3 protein-coding genes are annotated in these 5,665 nt (G+C 49.2%); all 3 read left to right on the top strand.

From position 1 onward, the window contains the following. Positions 1-617: 617 nt before the first annotated feature. A complete protein-coding gene (locus DXA43_RS09885; RefSeq protein WP_117807058.1) occupies positions 618-1,544 on the top strand; it encodes a DUF4365 domain-containing protein in 927 nt (308 codons plus the stop codon). 577 nt (positions 1,545-2,121) lie between these two features. Next, on the top strand, positions 2,122-3,249 hold the full coding sequence (locus DXA43_RS09880; protein WP_117807057.1) for a hypothetical protein: 1,128 nt from the start codon (positions 2,122-2,124) through the stop codon (positions 3,247-3,249). Positions 3,250-3,329: 80 nt separating this feature from the next. Continuing rightward, entirely contained in the window at positions 3,330-5,540 is a 2,211-nt protein-coding gene (locus DXA43_RS09875) for an N-acetylmuramoyl-L-alanine amidase family protein (protein ID WP_117807056.1), read from the top strand. Positions 5,541-5,665 lie beyond the last annotated feature (125 nt).

Below are 5,665 nucleotides of genomic sequence, written 5' to 3'. Positions count from 1 at the left end.
GCTCGCCATCGAAATTTATCGATGGCCTATTTCAGACTGTAATGGGGGGTGATGACGTCTGCCTGACGCAAAACGGCTTTCGCACTAGAATCTGAAATAACCACAAGGAAGGTTCTTGAGAAGGATGAGGACCGCAATGTAGATCTTAGCGGACGCCGCGCCCGACATGTTCGCTGAGCCCCACCTCAGCGACGGGACGATCGACAGCTGGTGCTTATCCGCAGGCTCTCCGATCAGGTGCTTAATTCGATCATAGAAGCCGAGGCCGGTCAGCTTCACTGCAGTGGCGTGAACAGCCGGAACATCTATTGCGAATGTATTCTTAAGACCTGCAGCGTCGACATTGTCGTTGCTCTCTACTATGAAGTGACTCAAGTGGTCACCGGGAATTGAGCCCGTGAGCACGAAATACTGAGCAGTTTAATCAAGAGGGCCGCTTCCCGGGGACTGGGGGCGCAGCTCTCGGCCAATGGTTTCACCGGGTGGTTACTCTGACGTGCTCGAGCAGGAAGGATGGAGGAGATGGTCCATGCCCCTGGACACAGTGAGTGCTATTGTTTTATTGGTTATTGTGTCCTTAACCGCTTATTCGATATCAACTGACATGCAGTCTAATTATGTTGGTTGTTATCTTTATTTTGTCGTTATTAGGTGCTCTTGCGCTAAGGCTGATGGAGCTGATTTTTATGGCATATCCTCCGAAACGTCCAAATAGCCACATAATTGATACAGAGGCATGCTCTTTCGTCACCTCCCTTATGCCTTCTGAAAACTGGGTTGTTCGAGACTTAACAGAACGTGATTTTGGAATCGATAAAATTTTTGAGCGCTTTGAAAACGGATTCGCTACTGGTGAATTAATGGCAATTCAGGTGAAGGGAACAAACAAGCCACTCGAAGATAAACCTGAAATTCCATTTTCCATTGATACGAAGACGCTTTTATACGCTGAAATGTTTGCAATACCTTTTCTTTTAATTAGATGTTCTTTAGCGGATGATGGAGCGTGCTATTTTGTCTGGTTGCAAGAGTATATTCGTGTTCGATTGAATTTCGATAATTCGTCTTGGCGAAAGCAAAGGTCAAATACTATTTTAATTCCAACTTCTAATAGATTGGGCGATACCTCTGCTGAAAGTCGGTTAATCCATATCTCTCGGTTTCCAAAAATGAAAGAGTCATGGATCAAATATTATATAAATACATGTGATTTAGCGTATCGACTTCCGAATTATATTGAGGATGATACCGTCACATTAGATTTCGCAATACAATACGTTTTGCCTGTTCTTGATAGCCTTGAGAAGGCTAATAACATGCTTGGTTTAATTTCCAACCACTTTGTCGCTACTAAATTGAGCCAAGCTATTGAGCTTGGAAAACGTATATGCGACAAAGAGTTTGAAAGCGAATTAACTGATTCGTTTTTTAAATTCGTTTGCCTGTGTTCTGATGTACGCAAATCTATAGATGTGCTATCACTTAGATTCGATGTCGATCATATGAGGTTTTTATATGAGTCCGAAGGCATGGCGGAGTATTAGTGCTCTGTTTTTTCTGCGGGTTGAATGTAATGCGGGATTTCTTGTCGGATACTTTAATCTACTGCTTATCTTCAAGAAAGACCTGAAAGGTATTTTGTTTGACTACGTTTGTGCCTAAGTTGCTTTGAAAGCATGGTTTTTAGAGAATAATCCCCGAGCCTTGCTCCGTGTGGCGGCACGTAAAAGTTGTACTGTGCTTGGGCAGGTAAAAGTCCAAGACGATTAGATATCCGAGAGGATATCGAGCCCGCGTCGGGGAGATAAGGTGAGTCCGCGCCGGGGACTTTAATTTCGGCGGCAATTAGGTTTCCGAAAGGATGCCGTGGCTGGCAGCCAGCAGAAAACCGCTCTACACACTCCTTCCGCGTGCCGCCTGCTCAAACGATTTGCGCCGAAAAGGATATCCGGTTTGTGCCATAAGACGTTGCTGTCGACAATGCACGGGACGGCAAGGACGTGGCGGCTCTCATCAAATTGCAGTCACAAAGATACCTTTTATCGATTCCCTGTTGAAAAACTAAATTGATAGTCTGAGAATAACTTAAGAGAGCCTTAAATCTCGGAGAAAGGATGTCGTATGAATAACCTTCGAGAAAGATGGCGAGGACTAACAGCGCTGGGAGTTGCTGTATTTGCCGCCGCCTGCATGACGGTTGCCCCGGCGCCCTCATTTGCTGATATTGATTCTCTCGTTGGTCTTCAATATATTGATCATAGCGAGTCTCGCAATTTGACAGGTTTCTCTGTTTCTCGTCCTGCTGGAACGTATTATTTCGACAACGATGGCTCGATGCAGACCGGACTCGTTCGGTGCGAGGACGGCAACCTTCGCTATTTCGATCCCGAGACTGGCGTCATGGTCACGAACCAGTGGTATAACGATTACGAAGCCGTTTGGTACTATTTTGGCGCTGACGGGACCGCGGTGTCGAACTGGCAGCTTATCGGCGGGGATTGGTACTACTTCTATCCCGAAAACCACGATATGGCATACGGCCGAGTTCAGATTGATGGCAAAAACTACTTCCTGAACACCCCTGGCGCCAATGCTGATGGCCGCATGCAGCATAGTGGCTGGATTTATGACTCCATCTATGGAAAGTGGCTCTATGCGACTTCCAGCGGCGAGCTGTTGACCGGTTGGCATAATATCGGTGGAACTTGGTACTATTTCAATGAGTACGGTGTCATGCTAACTGGCTGGATCAACGATTCGGGCACCTGGTACTACGCCAACGCCTCCGGCGCGATGGCCACTGGCTGGCTCAACATCGGCGGTGCGTGGTTCTATCTCGACGGCTCGGGCGCCATGGTCGCTAACGGCTGGCGCAGCCTGGGTGGCTCTTGGTACTGGTTCGACGATTCCGGTGCGATGGCCACCGGCTGGCGTCAGGTCGGCGGCGCCTGGTACTACTTTAGCGGTTCCGGCGCTATGGCCCACGACGCCTGGGTCGGCGACTACTACCTCCAGTCTTCCGGCGCCATGGCTACGAATGCCTGGGTTGGCTCCTACTATGTCGGCGAGGACGGCAAGTGGATTCCGGACTACGGTTTAGTTTGGTATAAGAGCGGTAGCGATGTTTACCATACGCATAAGTGTCGTACCGTTGGCAAGGACGCAAAGGGCTATTCGCAGATCTCTATCCAGGAGGCCCGGAAGCGCGGTGCTTTACGAGAGTGCAAGAACTGCCAACAAATTGGCTAACGCATTATTGAGCTAGTTTTGATTGAGGCCCCGTTGCCCTGAGGTGACGGGGTCGCTGCGTGATTGGATACCGTGCTGCTATGAAGAAATGCTCATTCGGGGTGTTGGTCTTTTCGGGCCTTGTTTCTTTGGGACTCCTTTTGGGTTCGCCCTCGATGTTATACGCCCTTGATTCGAATAACACTGACGAAGGTCCCGCATCTAACGTTGCTATTGCTTCTGTCGAGTCAGGCGTTGATGCTCAGCGCGAATCGACCTTCGCTGTCGAGCAGAACTCTCAGGTTGATAATGAGACCCCTTCTGAGGTTTCGAATCAAATTGTTTGGCATCAGGGGTGGATATCACCCGAAGAAGGGGCTGGTTATTGGCGTTGGGGCTTGTCCGACGGAACAATCGCTGTTTCTTCTTGGAGACACATAAACGGTAGCTGGTACTGGTTCGACGACGAAGGTCGAATGGCTCAGGATGGATTGGTTCAAGTCGGGGGTGCATCTTATGGATTCTCCTCTTCGGGTGCAATGCGTGTCGGCTGGTACCTAGATTCTACAGGCCCCACTTCTGCTTGGCGTTATTTCTCCGGTTCTGGCGCCATGGTAAAAGGCTGGCTTTCAGACGGCAGCAACTGGTATTGGCTGGATGATGAGGGCAAGATGGTCCACGATACAATGCTGCAGATCGGGGAAGCCACGTATGGATTCTCCTCTTCTGGCGCAATGCTTATCGGATGGCACCTTGATGCTTCCGTCTGGCATTATTTCTCCGGCTCTGGTGCCATGGTGAAAGGCTGGCTCTCGGATGGGGGTCGTTGGTACTGGCTTGATCCTGCAGACGGTTCTATGGCCACCGGGTTGAAAGAATGTAATGGCACTTCTTATAGCTTTAACAGCTCAGGGGCCATGCTCTCCTCCCAGTGGGCTCTTATTGACAACAACTGGTATTACGCTGACTCCAACGGCTTACTGCATGGAGGCTGGTTACTTCTAGGGAATTCTTGGTATTACCTGGATCCAGGAAGCCATATTATGCTCACGGGCTTTATGCAAGTGGAGTCGTCCACCTATTTCCTTACGAGTTCAGGCGCCATGGCAACAGGCTGGGCACTTGTTGATGGTACTTGGTATTACGCCGCATCAAATGGAGCTATTCAACGAGGACGATGGATAAAGTTCGGAAGCGCCTGGTATTACCTTGATGATGTATCCGGCGCAATGTGTACTGGTGAATTCGCGGTAGGAAACACGCGCTATTTTTCTTATGATTCCGGTGCGATGGCATCTTCGTGCTGGATTAACTTGAGCGACGGTATGGCATGGGCGAAATCGTCTGGAGCACTGAGCGAGCCGTTGCCTACTTCATCTGATGGATCTCCCGTAGTCGCTGATCGTGCTGACTCGTCTTCATTGCCAGGTGTGATTCATATTGGAGACGCGGTTTTCTATGCGGATGCAAACGGTGCCGTCAATGTAGCATCTGGTTGGATTATGTCGAAAGACGCTTCTGACGAAAGCGGCAATACTTGGTATTACGCATCTTCCAATGGTGTCCTTAAGTCTGGTTGGCAATATGTTAACGGTGCGTGGTATTGGATGGATCCTTCCACCTACAAGATGAAGACCGGATGGCTCAATGACCGCGGCACGTGGTACTGGCTTCAGCCTTCGGGCGCTATGTTTGCTAACGGGTGGCTGAAAATCGATGGCGTCGACTACTACTTCAATGCAAGTGGTGCATGGTTGAATACGTCTGGTTCTGTTTTGGGGGTTAATAGGTCCAGCCTGGTCAATTGGCTTATGAGCCACGAAAACGATGGCTATTACCGTGGAACACCCTACGATACGCATCTTAGCCAAGAAACATGCATGTATCCAAAGGGTGATCCTCGTTGGGATGGGTATACCGGTATGAACTGCGGCGGATTTGTATCGCATGCGTATATGAAAGCGGGCGGTAATTTAGCTCCCATTGCCGCCGAGCAGAGCCATTCCCCTTGGAGTGGAGGTCCCGGAAGGGGCGGCTGCGTTAACGCTTATCGTTGGTACGGCTACGCTATCGATACGTGCGCGAACGTGACTTATTTCAACTCTATTGATGAGTTGTTGCGCAGTGGCTTGGCTCGTAAGGGGGACATTGTGTTCTTCAATCCTTACAACCCATATGCCGACGATAGCCACATTGGCTTTTTCTGGGGCAATTCGCCGAGCGAAAATTTGTTCTGGCATAGTGATGGTTATGGAAACCGCATCTCCGGTTTGACCGCTTTGGGTCCATCGAAAGTAATATTGATTCGTTAGAATTCTGAGTTGTAGGGGACTCTCTGGGTCCCCTACCTTTTTGACATCTAGTTTGAAAGTTTATTTGAAGTCGGTATTCTTGGGGGGTGTTCCTATAGTTTTGTCAACTGGGAAATGCTCTCCGT

The sequence above is a fragment of the Collinsella sp. OF02-10 genome (assembly GCF_003463445.1).
In the GTDB taxonomy this organism is placed as follows: Bacteria; Actinomycetota; Coriobacteriia; order Coriobacteriales; family Coriobacteriaceae; genus Collinsella.
The sequence above is the reverse complement of the archived record's forward strand: the minus strand, read 5'-3'. Positions and strand labels throughout refer to the sequence as shown.